Here is a 15,920-nt window from a genome sequence, read left to right on the forward strand (position 1 = left end):
CCGCTCGGGGGCGGTCAGTGTCCAAGCGTCCAACCCCTGTCGGTCGGCTCAGGCCAGGTCGATCCGGACCGCGATCGGCGTGGTCGGCTGTAGCGAACCATCGGTGGGTTCAGTGGTGATCACGACGAACGCGGTATCGTCGCGCAGGTCGGCCATCTGCTCGGTGCGCCCGCCCGCGGTGTGCATCATTCCGGCCGACCGCGGTGCGCCCGCGTTAGGAATCAGCCACAGCTGGTAGCCGTGTTCGTGGTCCAGCGCGGGCAGGCCGACGGCCGAGACGACCACCTTGCCCACGCTGTGCGACAGCAGCGCTGTTGCCGAGCCGCCCTCGGCCACCACAGTGCCCTTGCGGGTGACGGAATCGGCCGCCCTGCGTACCTGCTCCGTCGCGACTGTGTCGTCGCCGTGGGCGGCCCGATCGGCCAGCGCGAACCCGGTGATCGCCGCGACCGCGACCGCCACCGCCGTCGCGATGCCGATCACGACTCGCGTCGCCCACGGGTGACGGGCGGGCAGTGGTGCGATGTCGTCCTCCCCGAACAGCTCCAGCGGCGGCAGGATGTTCGTGTGGCCGAGCGCGTCAGGTCGGGGCAGGATGTCGGCGCGGCCGAGCGTGTCGAGCGGTGGCATGATCCGGGTCGAGTCCAGCTCGCCCCGTCCGTCTGCGGGCGACTCCCCGTGTGTGCGGATATCGGGGACCGCCAGGTCCTGGATGGACTCGTCATCCCCCTGAACCAGGTCCGGGGTGTTTGCTGTGCCGGTGACGCCATCGGCGCCCAAGGCGCCGTGTACCGCTCGGGCGCGGATGACCATACGGTGTCCTTCCAAGCCTGACCAAGCCGGATGCCGTCTGTGCAGCGACGGCGTGTGCGGCCGATCATATGACGCAGATCATGCCGCAACCATCTGGTTATCCGGCGCGCCGCGAAGTCGTCCCACCTGAGATGGTGCCGCGGTGCAGGCGACCGGTTGGGAAACGTTGCGGGGCATGGTGCTCGCAAACGAATACCCGTCCGGCACCATGCTGCCGCGCTCGGGCTACGCCGGGCCGGTTTCGGCGAGGATCTCGAGGTAGTGCGGGTTCGTCATCAGGCCGAGGACGTTGCCGAACGGGTCTACTACCGAGGCGGTCACGAACCCCGTTCCGGTGCCGCGTTCGGTGATCGGGTCGTATTCCTTCGCGCCGAGTTCGAGCAGCCGGTCGACCGTTGCTCGCAGATCGTCGACATGCCAGTTGACGATGGCGCCGCCCGGCTCGTTGCGCGCACCCGCCGGGGCGTAGGCGCGATTCACGATGCCGAATTCGTGTTGGTAGTCGCCGATGCGGAACTCGTAGTAGCCATTGGGGACGTGGAAGTAGGGCTCGACGCCCAGGAACTCCGTGTACCAGTCCTTCGCGGCCTCCAGGTCGTCGGCGTAGAAGGTGCTCGTCGCCATTCCTCGCAGCATGTCGGATCTCCTTCGATGTGCTCGTTCGTGCTTGTGAAACCATCATCCAAATTGAAGTGCTCACCGAATGAGCACTTTTTTCGGCAGAATTGTGTGCATGCGAGCGGACAGATTGGTGGCCATCCTGTTGATGATGCAGACGCGTGGACGGGTGACCGCCGCGCAGGTCGCCACGGAACTCGAGACCTCGGTAGCCACCGCGCGCCGCGATCTCGAGGCGCTGTCGGCGGCCGGTGTGCCGGTGTATCCGCAGCCCGGTCGTGGCGGTGGGTGGTCGCTGGTCGGCGGTGCGCGCACCGACCTGAGCGGGCTGACCGCAGGGGAGGCGCGTGCGTTGTTCCTGCTGGCAGGTCCGTCCGCGGGTGCGGTGCCGGAGGTGAAATCGGCGCTGCGCAAACTGGTCCGGGCGCTGCCGCAGCCCTTTCGCGAAGACGCGGAGGCGGCGGCCGACGCCATCGTGATAGACCCGGCCCGCTGGGGTGCGAACGCCCGGCAGCTGCCGCCGGTCGTGACTCTGCTGCAGCGAGCGGTGGTCCAGCGCACCAAGGTTCGGCTGCACTACGCCGACCGGGCAGGCGAGCGCTCCGAGCGTCTCGTCGACCCGTGGGGTCTGGTCGACAAGGACGCAGTCTGGTACCTGGTGGCCGGAACCGAGCGTGGGCAGCGAACCTTTCGTGTCGATCGCATCGCAGAGGCGATCCCGACCGACGAAAAGTCACACCGCCCCGTCGATTTCGATCTCTCCGCCGCCTGGGAGCAGGTGGTCGACGAGATGGAACAACACCGCGCGACTACCGCAGCGACCGTTCTCGTCCCTGAGCGCCTGCTACCCATCCTGCGCGACCAGCAGGGCAGGAACTGTGTCGTGGACGGCCCCACCGACGACGGCCGGGTCCAGGTCCGCATCACCGCCCCGACCGCATGGATGGTCACTCAGCAGCTGGCCGGGTGGGGTGCCTCGCTCGAAGTCCTCGGCCCACCCGACGTCCGTGTCGAACTGGCCCGCCTCGGCACCGAACTAGTCGACCGCTACCGGGATGGGGGCTAGTGCACCGCCCTCCAGGGTTGTGGTGAGGGCCCACGCGGGGGCGAAGAATGGGCTGTCGCCACCGCCCGTTCCATCGTGGACAGTCTGCTCGACCGAGCCTTCGCCACTGCGTCGATTGCGTACGGACCAGCGGACTTACCGCGAAGCCGGGATTCGGTCACACGCCGATACGCGTCGGCTGCCGACCGAACCAACTCGAAGTGGGTCCGTCGGTGAGCTCAGCAATCCGCAGCGGCGCATCTTCCAGAACCGAGTGGGGCCACGCAGTAGCTGAACGCTGGTTGCATTCTCCGCCGAGTGGCCCCTGCCCTTCGGGCGGCGGCATCTTCGCGGTTACGTCCGGTCAGGCCGAGAGCGCGTGCGGCTCGGCGATCGCCGCGTGGTAGCGGTCCAGGATGACGTCGGTGAGGGCCGGGTGCGGGCCGAGGACGTCGGCGTGGATCTCGTGCGGTGCCGCACCGACCAGACGGTCGGTCAGCCGGCCCGGGGCGAGGAACCAGGGCGCGACGAAAACACGGCTCGCGCCGTCGGCACGCAGTGTGGCAATCGCCTCGGCCACCGACGGTTCGGTGGTGGCGAAGCAGATCTCGGTACGCCATCCGGTGAGCGCGGCGAGCCGACCGGCCACCTCGGCGGTGCGCGCATTGGCGGTGCCCGAGGACGAGCCGACCGCCGCGACCGCTATGCCGAGGCGACGATCCGCCAAGGGGTGCACAGCATTTCGCGCGGAGCAGGCGGCCAGGACACGATCCCGCAGCGCGGCGATCAGTCCGATGTCCGGGCCGAGTACGTCGGCCTGGGTCAGCCGCAGCTGTGGCTGACGGGCCCGGGCCGCATCGAGCAGACCGGGCAGGTCCACTCTGGCGTGGAAAGCGCTGCCGAGCAGCAGCGGCGTCACCACCGCGTGCCTATGTCCCTGGGCCGCGACACCATCCACGACCTGCTCGACCGAGGGTGCGTTGAGATCGAGGAAGGCGAGCCGGACATCGATATCCGGGCGTGCGGCCGCGACGGCGGCGACGACCGCCGACACCGTCGCCGCCGACCGCGGATCACGACTGCCGTGAGCGACCGCGATCAGCGCGGGCGGCTTCGAGGCGGTGATACCGCCGGTCATGGCGGGTGGGTAGCCGAGCCAGGTGGTCGCATAACTTGATCGGGCGGCCCGGAACGTCGCGGCGCCGGATGGCGCCGGGCCGGACCCGCGCACGACCGGCGCGGCGCCGAAAGAGGCCTGCGTGGGCGGCATCTCAGGCGCCGACCTCGACTGCGGTCAGCACATCGCCGACCAGTCCGGCGGCCAGCGTATTGCCACCGGCCGGGTCGATCAGCAGGAAGCTGCCGGTGTGCCGGTTCACCCGGTAGTCGTCGGCCGCGATCGGCTCGGCGACCCGCACCGAGATGCGTCCGATGTCGTTGAGTGCCAATGACTCCGGGTTCGGGTCTGCGGCGAGGCGCTGCTCGTCGAAGCGCTCGAGCAGCGTGCCGACGATCGCCTGGGTGGTCCGGGTGCCGTGCTTGAGCAGCAGGCGTGCGCCCGGGCGCAACGGCTTGTCGCCCAGCCAGCAGACGGTCGCGTCGAACGTGTCGATCGGCTCCGGCGCGTCGGCGACCGAGGCGATGATGTCGCCGCGCGAGACGTCGACCTCGTCGGCCAGGATCAGCGTGACGCTGCGGCCGGTCTGCGCCACCGCGAGCTCGCCGTCCGGGGTGTCGATTCGCTCGACGGTGGTCCGGATACCGGAGGGCAGCACGACGACCTCGTCGCCCGGCGCGACCGTGCCCGCCGCGATCTGTCCCGCGTAGCCGCGGTAGTCCGGGTACTCGGAGGTGCGCGGCCGGATCACGTACTGTACCGGGAACCGCAGTCCCAGTGAATGATTCCCGGTACTGTCGGCGTCGACCGGTACCGACTCCAGATGCTCGATCAGCGAGGGGCCGCGATAGTACGGGGTGTTGTCCGAACGGGTGGCGATGTTGTCGCCGTGCAGCGCCGATACCGGAATCTCCAGCACGTCCTCACTCGACCAGCCCAGCCTGCCGGTGAGTTCGGTGAACTCCGCGGAGATGTCGGCGAACACGGTGGCGGCGTCGTCGACGAGGTCGACCTTGTTCACCGCGAGCACCAGCTTCGGCACGCCGAGCAGTGCGAGCACCGCGGCGTGTCGGCGGGTCTGCTCGATGACGCCCTTGCGGGCGTCGACCAGCAGGATCACCAGCTGCGCGGTGGACGCGCCGGATACCGTGTTGCGGGTGTACTGCACGTGCCCGGGGGTGTCCGCGAGCACGAAAGAACGCCGCGGCGTAGCGAAGTAGCGATAGGCCACATCGATGGTAATGCCTTGTTCGCGTTCCGCGCGCAGCCCGTCCACGAGCAGCGAAAGATCCGGTGTGGCAAGACCTTTGTCCACCGACGCGCGCGTGACGGCGTCGATCTGGTCAGCCAGTACGGACTTCGTGTCGTAGAGCAGGCGTCCGACCAGAGTGGACTTGCCGTCGTCGACAGAACCGGCGGTGGCCAGCCTCAGTAGGTCGGACATGTCAGAAATAACCCTCTCGTTTACGGTCTTCCATCGCGGCCTCCGACACCCGGTCGTCCCCGCGGGTCGCACCGCGTTCGGTCAGTCGAGACGCGGCGACCTCGGCGAGGATCGCGTCGTTGTCGGCCGCGTCGGAAAGAATGGCGCCGGTGGACGATCCGTCACCGACGGTGCGGTAGCGCACCGACCGGGCCTCCAGCACCTCGCCGTCGCGCGGGCCGCCCCATACGCCCGGCGTCATCCACATGCCGTCGCGCTGGTACACCGGACGCTCGTGTGCGTAGTAGATGCTCGCCAGATCGATGTCCTTGCGGGCGATGTAACGCCAGATGTCCAGCTCGGTCCAGTTGCTCAGCGGGAATACGCGCACATGTTCGCCTGGTGCGTGACGCCCGTTGTAGAGGTTCCACAGCTCCGGGCGCTGCCGCTTCGGGTCCCACTGCCCGAAGGCGTTGCGCAGCGAGAATATCCGTTCCTTGGCGCGTGAGCGCTCCTCATCGCGACGGCCGCCGCCGAATACGGCGTCGAAGCGGTGCTCGCTGATCGCGTCCAGCAGCGGGACGGTCTGCAGCGGGTTGCGGATGCCGTCGGGACGCTCGGTGAGCCGCCCGTCGGCCAGATAGTCCTCCACCTTGGCCACGTACAGTCGCAGGCCGTAGCGCTCGACCACCTCGTCCCGGAACTCGAGCACCTCGGGCAGGTTGTGCCCGGTGTCCACGTGCAGCAGCGCGAATGGCAACGGCGCGGGCCAGAAGGCCGCGAGCGCCAGGTGCAGCAGTACGGTGGAGTCCTTGCCGCCGGAGAACAGGATCACCGGCCGCTCGAACTCGCCCGCCACCTCGCGGAAGATGTGGATCGACTCGGACTCCAGCGCGGCAAGTGTGTCGAAATCGCTGATGCCGAGGGAACGTTCGCTTCGGATGGTTTCGGTCATGCTGTGTCCTTCTCTGCATGCCCGAGGTGCCCTGCGTGGTTACGCATGCTGCCTCCTCCGGGCCCTGACTCGGTCATGCTGTGTCCTTTTCTGCATGCCCGAGGTGCCCTGCGTGGTTACGCATGCTGCCTCCTCCGGGCCCTGACTCGGTCATGCTGTGTGCAACCCGCATTCGGTCTTGGCGCGGCCGGCCCAACGGCCGCTTCGCGGATCGGAGCCCGGCTCCGGCTTCCGTGTGCACGGAGCGCAGCCGATGGATGGATAGCCCTCCTCCACCAGGGGGTTGACGAGGATGCCGTGCTGCTCGATATAGTCCTGCATCTCGTCGTCGGACCACGGCGCGATCGGATTGATCTTCACCAGTCCGAACGCCTCGTCGAACGAGATGAGCGGCGCGTTCGCCCGCGTCGGCGCCTCGACCCGGCGGATACCGGTGACCCAGGCGTTGTACCCGGCGAGTGACTTCTGCAACGGGACGACCTTGCGCAACCGGCAGCACTCGTTCGGCTCGCGGGCGAACAAATCCTTGCCCAGCAGCCGATCCTGTTCGGCGACAGTGTTTTCCGGGCGGACGTTGATCACGTTCACCCCGTACACCGCCTCCACCGCGTCCCTCGTGCCGATGGTCTCGGCGAAGTGGTAGCCGGTGTCTAAGAAAAGCACCGACAGCACATCCGATTTGTCCTTTGGGACCTCGGCGGCCAGGTGCACCAGCACGCCGTCCTGCATGTTGGAGGCGACGATGTAGCTCGCACCGAAGGTGTCTTCGGTCCACTGCAGGAGCTCGGTCGCCGAGGCGCCGTCGAGCTCGGCCGCGCCTCGGGTGGCGATGGCTCGTAGCTCGTCCTCGGACAGCTTTTCCGCGAGTTGGGTTGTCACAATTGATCTCCCGTCGAGACTTATCTCAAGTCGGCTTCGTCGGCGCGAACCGCCCACTGGGCGAATCGCTCGCCGTCTTCGCGGTGCTTGACGAAGTTGCGCACCACGCGCTCGATGTAGTCACCGAGTTCGCTGCTGGTCACCTTGTGCTGGCGCAGCTTGCGCCCGAAGGCGCTGTCGAAACCGAGGCTGCCACCGAGGTGAACCTGGAAACCCTCCACCTGATTCCCGGTGCCGTCGTCGACCAGCTGGCCCTTGAATCCGATGTCGGCGATCTGCGACCGGGCGCACGAGTTCGGGCAACCGTTGATGTTGATGGTGATCGGGACGTCCAACCGCGCGTTGAGATCCGCGAGCCGCTCCTCCAGCTCGGGCACCAGCACCTGGGACCGCTTGCGGGTCTCGGCGAAGGAGAGCTTGCAGAACTCGATACCGGAGCAGGCCATCAGGTTCCGCCGCCACAGCGACGGGCGGGCCTGCAACCCGAGCGGTTCGAGCTCGTCGATCAGAGCGTCGACCTTGTCGTCGGCAACGTCGAGCACGATCAGCTTCTGGTATGGGGTGAACCGGATGCGGTCGGAGCCGATCCGCTCCGCCGCGTCGGCGACCTTGGTCAGGATGGTGCCCGACACCCGGCCCGCGATGGGGGAGAAGCCGACGGCGTTGAGCCCATTGCGCAGCTTCTGCACGCCGACATGGTCGATCGGCTTGGTCGGCTGCTCCGGCGCGGGACCGTCGATCAGCTTGCGCTTCAAGAACTCGTCCTCGAGCACCTGACGGAACTTCTCGATGCCCCAGTCCTTGACCAGGAACTTCAGTCGCGCCTTGGTGCGGAGGCGGCGGTAGCCGTAGTCGCGGAACAGCGAGACCACGGCCTCCCACACGTCGGGGACCTCCGCCAGCGGCACCCACACACCGACCCGCTGCGCCAGCATCGGGTTGGTGGACAGCCCGCCGCCGACCCACAGGTCCAGACCGGGGCCGTGCTCAGGATGGACGACGCCCACGAACGCGACGTCGTTGATCTCGTGTACCACGTCCTGCTGGCCGGAGATCGCGGTCTTGAACTTGCGCGGCAGGTTGGAGTACTCCTTCTTGCCGATGTAGCGGCGCACGATCTCGTCGATCGCGGGCGTCGGGTCGATGATCTCGTTCAGCGACTCGCCGGCCAGCGGGGAACCGAGTACCACGCGCGGGCAGTCGCCGCACGCCTCGGTGGTCTTCAGCCCGACCGCCTCGATCCGCTTCCAGATCTCGGGGACGTTCTCCACCTCGATCCAGTGGTACTGCACGTTCTCGCGGTCGGAGAGGTCGGCGGTGTCGCGGGCGAACTCCGTGGAGATCTGGCCGAGCGTGCGCAGCTGCGCGACGTTCAGCGCGCCCGCGTCGCAGCGAATGCGCATCATGAAGTACTCGGCCTCGAGAATGTCGATGTTCTCGTCGCCGGTCCAGCTGCCGTCGTAGCCCTGCTCGCGCTGGGTGTAGAGACCCCACCAGCGGAACCGGCCGCGCAGGTCGCCCTTGTCGATGCCGTCGAAGCCGGTCTTGGCGTAGATGTTCTCGATCCGGGCGCGGACGTTGAGCGGGTTGTCGTCCTTCTTGGACTGCTCGTTCGGGTTCAGCGGCTCGCGGTAACCCAGCGCCCACTGGCCCTCGGCCTTGCGGCGCACGGGTTTGCCTGTGCGGGCGCGTGGCCCGGTCGACGCCACGGGACGCGGGCGGTCCGGGCGGACACGGCGTTCGGAGGCGGGGCGTTCGGGGCGCGCGTGGTGCTCCGGCCGGGGTTCGGGCTGCTCGGTCGGACCGGCGCCGGTACTCGACGTCATGGGGGTCGCTCCTGCGGGGTGGATGGTACGTCCGTCGTGAGGGCGTGAGGGGCTGACTCACGCCTGCGGTGTCAGCGGGCCGATGAAGTCGGTCTCGGGAATCGCCGGGGAGACCCGGACTGTGGCGCCGCTCGAGCTACCGGAGGGAACAGGGCAGACAGCAGGCGCTACAAACGCGCTTGTAGTCGACGTGGCGACGTGCCACAAGCCGTACTCCCAAAACGCGCATGGGGGCCATTGTGCCACGTCAGCAATAGCCTTCCGACCCTGCGGCCATATTTTCCGCAATTTCGAGGGAAATTCCCTGGACTGTCGACCTGGTTTGTGACGGCAGTCATAGTTCCTGTGCCGAACGGGCTTGCGATAGATCCGGTGGTCGGCTGTGACGCCGAGCACGCCGCTTGACCTGAAGTCTGCTCGAGGTAGCAGGCTCTGTGCCATGAGTACTTCAGCCGCCGATACCGACGCCATCCGCGCGGTGGTCGCCGCCGTCGAGCACGCCCAGCAGCACGAACTCGTGGACGAGTTCGTCGCCTTGTTCCGCGAGGACGCGATCTGGACTACCGGGCACGGCAAGCGTCTCTACGGCCGCGCGGCCATCGCCGAATTCACCGCCGAGGTACTGCCCGGGGCCACCGAGCACGGCAAGGCGACCTATGAGGTCGAGCATGTCTTGTTCATTCGCACCGATGTGGCGGCGGTCAAGGTGCGCCAGCGCTACTTCACCAATGACGGCGAACTCGACAGCGCGGGCAGCCCGATGTACGTGATGTCCAAGGAGGACGGCCGCTGGCTGCTCACCGCCAACCAGAACACCCCGGTCGTGGCGGATTGAGCCGCTCGCGGTTCGGCTGCGCCGGGCGATGAGCCCGGCCCAAGGGGCGCGGGTGGGTCGCCGCGGACCCCACTCGAGTCCGCTCGGCGGGCAGCGGTTGTTCCAGAGTGTGCCACGGGCCCGGCCACCGGTGCGGCCGCGGCGACGTTCACACTGGACAGGTGAGTGCTTCCGCCGTCGTCTCCTCGAGCGCCGAATCCTCCGCGCCCGTGCTGCGTGATTTCGGACGTGGGCCGTTCGGCGTCTATGTACATGTTCCGTTCTGCGCGACGCGGTGCGGATACTGCGACTTCAACACCTATACCGCGGGTGAACTCGGCACGTCGGCATCGCCGCAGTCCTGGCTGGAGGCGCTGCGTGGGGAGTTGGCCACGGCCGCGCGGGAGTTCGCGGCGTTGCCGACCTCGACTCCGGAAGTGGCCACGATCTTCGTCGGTGGAGGGACGCCCTCGCTGCTGGGTGGCGACGGGCTCGCCGCGGTGCTCGCCGCGGTGCGCGGCGAATTCACCCTCTCCGCCGACGCCGAGGTGACCACGGAGTCCAATCCGGAATCCACCTCCCCGGAATTCTTCGAGCGCATCCGGGACACCGGGTTCACCCGGGTCTCATTGGGTATGCAGTCCGCCGCGGCGCACGTGTTGAAGGTGCTCGACCGGACGCACACCCCCGGTCGCGCGGTCGCTGCCGCCCGCGAGGCGCGCGCCGCCGGCTTCGAGCACGTCAACCTGGACTTGATCTACGGGACACCGGGCGAGACCGACGCCGATCTCGATGCCGGCCTGGACGCGGTGCTCAGCGTTGGCGTCGATCACGTCTCGGCATACTCGCTGATCGTGGAGGACGGCACCGCCCTGGCCCGTCGGGTGCGCCGCGGCGAACTGCCCGCGCCCGACGACGATGTGCTCGCCGCACGCTACGAACGCATCGACGCCCGGCTCGGCGCGGCCGGGCTCGGCTGGTATGAGGTATCGAACTGGGCCGCGGGCGATGGCGCGGTCTGTCGGCACAACCTCGGCTACTGGGACGGCGGCGACTGGCTCGGCGCCGGGCCGGGCGCGCACAGTCACGTGGGGGGAGTGCGCTGGTGGAACGTCAAACACCCGGCACGCTACGCGGACCGGGTCGCCGAGGGCGGGTTGCCCGTGGGGGGCTGGGAGGAGCTCGGTGCCGACGAGCGTTATCTGGAGCGCGTGATGCTCGCCGTCCGGCTGCGTACCGGTCTACCGCTGGCCGAACTCGACGCGTCCGGGACCGTCGCGGTGGATCGGGTCGTGGCCGATGGCCTCGCGTACCTTTCGGGTGACCGGCTGGTGCTCACCGATCGCGGTCGGCTGCTCGCCGACGGTGTGGTTCGAGAGCTGCTGAGTTAGCCGTACTGGGCCACGGACGTCGATGCCGTGTGGCCGGCTGCTCCGGCGAAGACCTACGGGGCAGGGCGACCTGGTCGGGCGCCGCCTACGAGATGACAACTCGCATAACGATGTTCCGTGCGGTCGTGTGCCGTGCCGAGCGCCGGTCCGGTGCCAGGATTCGGCGATTCGACCAAGTGCCCGTTCGGTTCGGGTATCGCGGTGCTGGCGAGCCTTGTAGGCTTCGACCAACCCCAAGGAGACAAATGGCGTCGGCACGACACATCACCCTTATCCATGAACCGGGCGAGTTCGCCGAGGCGAGGAAAGCGGAGAAAGCGGAGAACGCGCGCCAGAGCGCCGTCGCCGCCCGCACCGTCGCCAGCTACGCGAAGAACGCCGCCGACTGCCAGTCATTACTGGCGATGCTCGGCCTCGACGCCCTCGCGGGCAAGCAGGCGAAGGTCTGCGATCGCGGTTAGTTCGCCGCTACGGCTCGCCCTCGGCCGTCGCGACCCGTCGCCATTCCCATGGCGACAGTCCATAGGCGGCGCGGAAGCGCCGGACGAAATATGACGGATCGCGAAAACCCCAGCGCCGCAAGATCATCGCGATCGTCCGGTGCATATCGTCCGGATTGGTCGAATCCGTGCGCACCCGGTCGAGCCGCTGGCTGATGATACGACTGTCACCTTTGCCGCGGTCATCTGCCGCTCGGCGGCTCATGGAGCCGCCCGTGTCGGGGCGGCATGGGGCTCGGGCGGGGTCTAGTGTCGGGGCTTATGCGATACGCGATCTCGGTTCCGCAGCATGTCGATGACGGTGCGTTTCAGCCGACCGAACTGCGGGCGTATCTGAATCGGGCCGAGGAACTCGGCTTCGAGAGCGCGTGGATGACCGAGCAGATCGTCGGGTCCGGGGCCAGCCTGAGCCCGCTCGAGACCTTGGCGTTCGCCGCGGCATGCAACCAGCGGCTGCGGCTCGGCTGCGCCGTGTTCGTCACGCCCCTGCACAACCCGGTCCACCTGGCGAAACGGATCTCGACGCTGGACCAGCTCAGCCGCGGACGCGTCGAGGTCGGCGTGGGCATCGGCGGACGCAACCGGATGTTCACCGCCTTCGACGTCGACCCCGATGACAACCTCGTTACCCGTTTCAACGAGGGCCTGCGGGTGATGAAGGCGTTGTGGACCCAGCCGACGATCGACATCGAAGGCCGCTTCTGGCAGCTGGCCGGAGCCACCATGGAGCCCAAGCCATTCCAGAAGCCCTACCCGCCCCTCTGGTTCGGCGGCAGCAAGCCCGCCGCCCTGCGCCGCGCCGGCTGCCACGGTGACGGCTTCTTCGGCGCTGGCTCCACCACCACGGCCCAGTTCGCCGAGCAGGTTCCGATCGTCCGCGCTGCCCTCGCCGAAACCGGAAGGGACACTACGGGTTTCCGTATCGCAAAACGCGTATACATCGCCGTCGACGACAACACCGACCGCGCCCGATCTCGCATGTCCGACGCGCTCATCGCCCAATACGGCGACTACGGCAAAACCCTTCTCCCGGTCGCAGTCTGCGGCCCACCCACCGCCTGCATCCGGGGCCTGCGAGAGGTGGTGGCCGCCGGAGCCGACATGATCCTCGTCAACCCCCTGTTCGACTCGTCCGCCCAGATGGAGCGCCTCGCCTCGGAGGTCCTGCCGCGGATCGCATGAACCTCGTAGCCGGCGAGCCGACTTCACCACCAGATCTTGTTGATGGCACACCAGGAGGTCTTCATTGCCGCAGTCATGTGCTACTCGTCGCCTGGCCACCGATCGCGTGAGTCGCGTGAGCCGCGTGTCTGCGCACCCGCGCAAACGGGCGATTCGGCGCGAAACAATTAGACTGGATAAACAGACGAACCCGGAATTCACCTGGACTTGTGGGACGGGTGCTGGGCGCCGGCGCCGGGGTACGGCGTGACCGAAGACGAGAGCGAGGAGGTGGGGCCGATGTCGAGCACCGAGGATCGGCGCTTCGAGGTCCTGCGCGCGATCGTCGCCGACTATGTCGCTACCAAGGAGCCGATCGGGTCGAAGTCCTTGGTCGAGCGGCATAACCTGGGTGTTTCCAGCGCGACGGTGCGCAACGACATGGCTGTGCTGGAGGCGGAGGGCTATATCGCGCAGCCGCACACGAGTTCCGGGCGTGTTCCCACGGACAAGGGCTATCGCCAGTTCGTGGACCGGATCTCCGAGGTGAAGCCGCTGTCGTCCGCGGAGCGCAGGGCGATCATGGATTTCCTCGAGTCGGGTGTCGACCTCGATGACGTGCTGCGTCGTGGCGTGCGGCTGCTGGCCCAACTCACCAGGCAGGTCGCCGTCGTGCAGTACCCGACGGTGTCGGCCTCGACGGTCCGGCATATCGAGGTCGTCGCGCTCAATCCCGCGCGATTGCTGCTGGTGGTCATCACCGATACGGGCCGCGTCGACCAGCGCTTGGTGGAGCTCGGTGCGGTGATCGATGACGAGGATCTTGCCGCGCTGCGCGGCATGCTCGGAGGCGCGATGGACGGCAAGCGCCTGGCTGCGGCCTCGGCGGCGGTCGCGGAGCTGCCCGAGCACGCGCCGCCGCGACTGCGTGAAGTGCTGATCCGGGTGTCCACGGTGCTGGTCGAGACGCTGGTGGAGCATCCAGAGGAGCGGCTGGTGCTCGGCGGTACCGCCAACCTCACCCGCAACGCCGCGGACTTCGGGTTCCCCGGCTCACTGCGCGCGGTGCTGGAGGCGCTGGAGGAGCAGGTGGTCGTGCTCAAGCTGCTGGCCGCGGCCCAGCAGCCGGGGACGGTGACGGTGCGGATCGGCGAGGAGACGCAGGTCGAGCAGATGCGCGGCACCTCGGTGGTGTCGACCGGCTATGGCGCGGCGGGCGCGGTGCTCGGCGGCATGGGCGTGCTCGGCCCGACCCGGATGGACTACCCAGGAACGATCGCTTCGGTGGCGGCGGTCGCCCGATACATCGGTGAGGTGCTCGCCGAACGCTGACCGTGACACCGGCCACCCCCGCCGCTGATAAGCTCGACATTCCGGCCGGATAAAGTTGAGTGCACAAGACTAATGCTGATGTCAGCGTGCGGTAGATGCGGCGCGGGCACCGGCGGCACTGTCGAAACGACCAAGGACTAGAGAACTCAAGTGGCACGGGACTACTACGGACTGCTCGGCGTCGCGAAGAACGCGACCGACCAGGAGATCAAGCGGGCATACCGCAAGCTGGCGCGTGAGCTCCACCCCGACGTCAACCCCGACGAGGTGGCACAGGCCAAGTTCAAGGAAGTATCGACCGCCTACGAGGTGCTGTCGGATCCGGAGAAGCGCCGCATCGTCGACTTGGGTGGGGACCCGCTGGAATCCGGCGGCGGCGGTGGCGGCTTCAACGGCGCGGGGTTCGGTGGCCTCGGCGACGTGTTCGAGGCGTTCTTCGGGGGCATGAGCGGATCGGGCGCGCCCCGTAAGGCGCGCGGTCGCGTCCAGCCGGGCGCCGACTCGCTGATCCGCGCCCGGCTCAGCCTGGCTGAATGCGCGGTCGGCGTGACCAAGCATCTGACCGTGGACACGGCGATCTTGTGCGACATCTGCCAGGGCTCGGGCACGAACGGCAAATCCAAGCCGGTGCGCTGCGAAACCTGCGGCGGCGCGGGGGAAGTGCAGTCCGTGCAGCGCTCCTTCCTCGGCCAGGTGCTGACCTCGCGTCCGTGCCCGACCTGCCGCGGCGCGGGCGAGACCATCCCGGACCCGTGCCACAAGTGTGGCGGAGACGGGCGGGTGCGGGCGCGCCGCGAGATCGCCGCGCCGATCCCCGCGGGTGTCGCCAACGGCATGCGGGTGCGGCTGGCCGCGCAGGGCGAGGTGGGCCCGGGCGGTGGCCACGCGGGCGACTTGTACGTCGAGATCGTCGAGCAGCCGCACGACGTGTTCGTCCGCGATGGTGACGACCTGCACTGCACCATCCGGGTCCCGATGGTCGACGCGGCACTGGGCACCACCGTCGTGATCGACACCATCCTGGACGGCCCCACCGAACTGACCATCGCACCCGGCACCCAGCCGGGAGAGGTAGCCGTGCTGCGCAGCCATGGCATGCCGCGCCTGCGTTCCGGCGCGCGCGGCGACTTGCTCGCACACCTGGACATCGTGATTCCGAGCAAGCTGGACAACAAGCAGACCGAGCTGCTGCGCACATACAAGGGCATGCGCGAGCGCGAGCGCGCCGAGGTGATGTCGGCGCAGTCCGAGCACAATAGCGGCCTGTTCGCGCGGCTGCGCGCGTCGTTCAGCGGACGCTAGTTGGCCGCGACGGTCTTCTACCTCGACGAGGTGCCCGAACCGGGCGCTGTCGCGGTGCTCGACGGCCCGGAGGGCAGGCACGCCGCCACGGTGCGCCGCATCCGGGTCGGCGAGTCGATCACCCTCTCCGACGGCCGCGGCGTGCTTGCTGAATCCGAAGTCGTTGCCGCGCAACGCGGTCGGCTCGAGCTGACGGTCCACAACCGCATGCTCGCCGCCCCGGCGGCGCCACGCGTCACCGTGGTGCAAGCGCTGCCCAAATCCGATCGCTCGGATCTGGCCGTCGAGCTGATGACCGAGGCGGGCGCGGATGTCGTCATTCCATGGCAGGCGGCGCGCTGCGTCGCGAACTGGGAAGGCAAGGCGGCCAAGGCGGTCGACAAATGGCGCGCCGTCGCCCGCTCGGCCGCACGCCAATCCCGCCGGGCCTACATCCCGCACGTAGTCGACCTGCAACGCACCACCGACCTGCTCGACCTGGTGCGCACCGCCAAGGCCGACGGCGCGATCATCGCGGCGCTGCACGAATCCGGGACCGCCCGTTTCACCGAACTGCCGTTCGCCGACACCACCGAGATCATCCTCGTCGTCGGCCCCGAGGGCGGCCTAGACGACATGGAGTTGACGGGCCTGGCCGACGCGGGCGCCCAGGTAGCCTTGCTCGGTCCAACCGTGCTGCGCACGTCCACCGCCGCCGCGGTCGCCCTCGGCGCTCTGGGTGCTCTGACCCCGCGCTGGTGAGGT

Annotated in this window: 17 protein-coding genes; 8 read left to right on the plus strand and 9 right to left on the minus strand. The window is 68.3% G+C overall.

Going from position 1 to position 15,920, the window contains the following annotated elements:
• Window positions 1–48: 48 nt before the first annotated feature.
• Window positions 49–813 (minus strand): anti-sigma factor, encoded by a 765-nt coding sequence (locus tag OH799_RS32415; protein WP_406272194.1) that lies wholly within the window; start codon window positions 811–813, stop codon window positions 49–51.
• Window positions 814–1,038: 225 nt separating this feature from the next.
• Window positions 1,039–1,449, minus strand: coding sequence for a VOC family protein (locus OH799_RS32420; protein ID WP_406272197.1), 411 nt, complete (start codon window positions 1,447–1,449; stop codon window positions 1,039–1,041).
• Between the two features lie 97 nt (window positions 1,450–1,546).
• Between OH799_RS32420 and OH799_RS32425 the strand changes: the two genes are divergently transcribed.
• On the plus strand, window positions 1,547–2,497 hold the full coding sequence (locus OH799_RS32425; protein WP_406272200.1) for a helix-turn-helix transcriptional regulator: 951 nt from the start codon (window positions 1,547–1,549) through the stop codon (window positions 2,495–2,497).
• 343 nt (window positions 2,498–2,840) lie between these two features.
• Here the strand turns inward: OH799_RS32425 and OH799_RS32430 are convergent, their stop codons facing one another.
• The 6 genes from OH799_RS32430 to OH799_RS32455 all read right to left on the minus strand — a co-directional run bounded on the left by OH799_RS32430 (window position 2,841) and on the right by OH799_RS32455 (window position 8,914).
• Window positions 2,841–3,614: a sirohydrochlorin chelatase gene (locus tag OH799_RS32430; RefSeq protein ID WP_406282794.1), complete on the minus strand. Its 774-nt coding sequence runs from the start codon at window positions 3,612–3,614 to the stop codon at window positions 2,841–2,843.
• Between the two features lie 133 nt (window positions 3,615–3,747).
• Window positions 3,748–5,037 carry a sulfate adenylyltransferase subunit 1 gene (locus OH799_RS32435; RefSeq protein WP_406272203.1) on the minus strand — a complete coding sequence of 430 codons (1,290 nt, stop codon included), beginning with the start codon at window positions 5,035–5,037 and terminating at the stop codon, window positions 3,748–3,750.
• 1 nt (window position 5,038) lies between these two features.
• Entirely contained in the window at window positions 5,039–5,971 is a 933-nt protein-coding gene (gene cysD, locus OH799_RS32440; protein ID WP_406272206.1) for a sulfate adenylyltransferase subunit CysD, read from the minus strand.
• Between the two features lie 150 nt (window positions 5,972–6,121).
• Window positions 6,122–6,850 (minus strand): phosphoadenylyl-sulfate reductase, encoded by a 729-nt coding sequence (locus OH799_RS32445; RefSeq protein ID WP_406272208.1) that lies wholly within the window; start codon window positions 6,848–6,850, stop codon window positions 6,122–6,124.
• 20 nt (window positions 6,851–6,870) lie between these two features.
• The gene (locus OH799_RS32450; RefSeq protein ID WP_406272211.1) at window positions 6,871–8,676 is read right to left on the minus strand and encodes a nitrite/sulfite reductase; all 1,806 of its coding nucleotides are present in this window, start codon (window positions 8,674–8,676) and stop codon (window positions 6,871–6,873) included.
• Window positions 8,677–8,812: 136 nt separating this feature from the next.
• A complete protein-coding gene (locus tag OH799_RS32455; protein WP_406272214.1) occupies window positions 8,813–8,914 on the minus strand; it encodes an Ms4527A family Cys-rich leader peptide in 102 nt (33 codons plus the stop codon).
• Window positions 8,915–9,115: 201 nt separating this feature from the next.
• Here OH799_RS32455 and OH799_RS32460 point away from each other — a divergent pair, with 201 nt between their 5' ends.
• The 3 genes from OH799_RS32460 (at window position 9,116) to OH799_RS32470 (ending at window position 11,342) form a co-directional block, all read left to right on the plus strand.
• Window positions 9,116–9,511 (plus strand): SgcJ/EcaC family oxidoreductase, encoded by a 396-nt coding sequence (locus OH799_RS32460; RefSeq protein WP_406272217.1) that lies wholly within the window; start codon window positions 9,116–9,118, stop codon window positions 9,509–9,511.
• Between the two features lie 209 nt (window positions 9,512–9,720).
• The gene (gene hemW, locus OH799_RS32465; RefSeq protein WP_406282797.1) at window positions 9,721–10,881 is read left to right on the plus strand and encodes a radical SAM family heme chaperone HemW; all 1,161 of its coding nucleotides are present in this window, start codon (window positions 9,721–9,723) and stop codon (window positions 10,879–10,881) included.
• 245 nt (window positions 10,882–11,126) lie between these two features.
• A complete protein-coding gene (locus OH799_RS32470; protein WP_406272219.1) occupies window positions 11,127–11,342 on the plus strand; it encodes a hypothetical protein in 216 nt (71 codons plus the stop codon).
• Window positions 11,343–11,349: 7 nt separating this feature from the next.
• Here OH799_RS32470 and OH799_RS32475 read toward each other — a convergent pair whose 3' ends face one another.
• Window positions 11,350–11,586, minus strand: a complete 237-nt coding sequence (locus OH799_RS32475) for an AraC family transcriptional regulator (RefSeq protein ID WP_406272222.1) — start codon at window positions 11,584–11,586, stop codon at window positions 11,350–11,352.
• Between the two features lie 56 nt (window positions 11,587–11,642).
• Here OH799_RS32475 and OH799_RS32480 point away from each other — a divergent pair, with 56 nt between their 5' ends.
• The 4 genes from OH799_RS32480 (at window position 11,643) to OH799_RS32495 (ending at window position 15,917) form a co-directional block, all read left to right on the plus strand.
• Window positions 11,643–12,563 (plus strand): LLM class flavin-dependent oxidoreductase, encoded by a 921-nt coding sequence (locus tag OH799_RS32480; RefSeq protein WP_406272225.1) that lies wholly within the window; start codon window positions 11,643–11,645, stop codon window positions 12,561–12,563.
• 279 nt (window positions 12,564–12,842) lie between these two features.
• Complete coding sequence (gene hrcA, locus OH799_RS32485; RefSeq protein WP_357266536.1) at window positions 12,843–13,874, plus strand: heat-inducible transcriptional repressor HrcA; 1,032 nt, start codon at window positions 12,843–12,845, stop codon at window positions 13,872–13,874.
• Between the two features lie 150 nt (window positions 13,875–14,024).
• Window positions 14,025–15,176: a molecular chaperone DnaJ gene (gene dnaJ, locus OH799_RS32490; RefSeq protein WP_406272228.1), complete on the plus strand. Its 1,152-nt coding sequence runs from the start codon at window positions 14,025–14,027 to the stop codon at window positions 15,174–15,176.
• Entirely contained in the window at window positions 15,177–15,917 is a 741-nt protein-coding gene (locus OH799_RS32495; RefSeq protein ID WP_406272231.1) for a 16S rRNA (uracil(1498)-N(3))-methyltransferase, read from the plus strand. It abuts the gene before it with no gap.
• Window positions 15,918–15,920: the final 3 nt, after the last annotated feature.

The organism is Nocardia sp. NBC_00881 (genome assembly GCF_045207455.1).
GTDB lineage: Bacteria > Actinomycetota > Actinomycetes > Mycobacteriales > Mycobacteriaceae > Nocardia.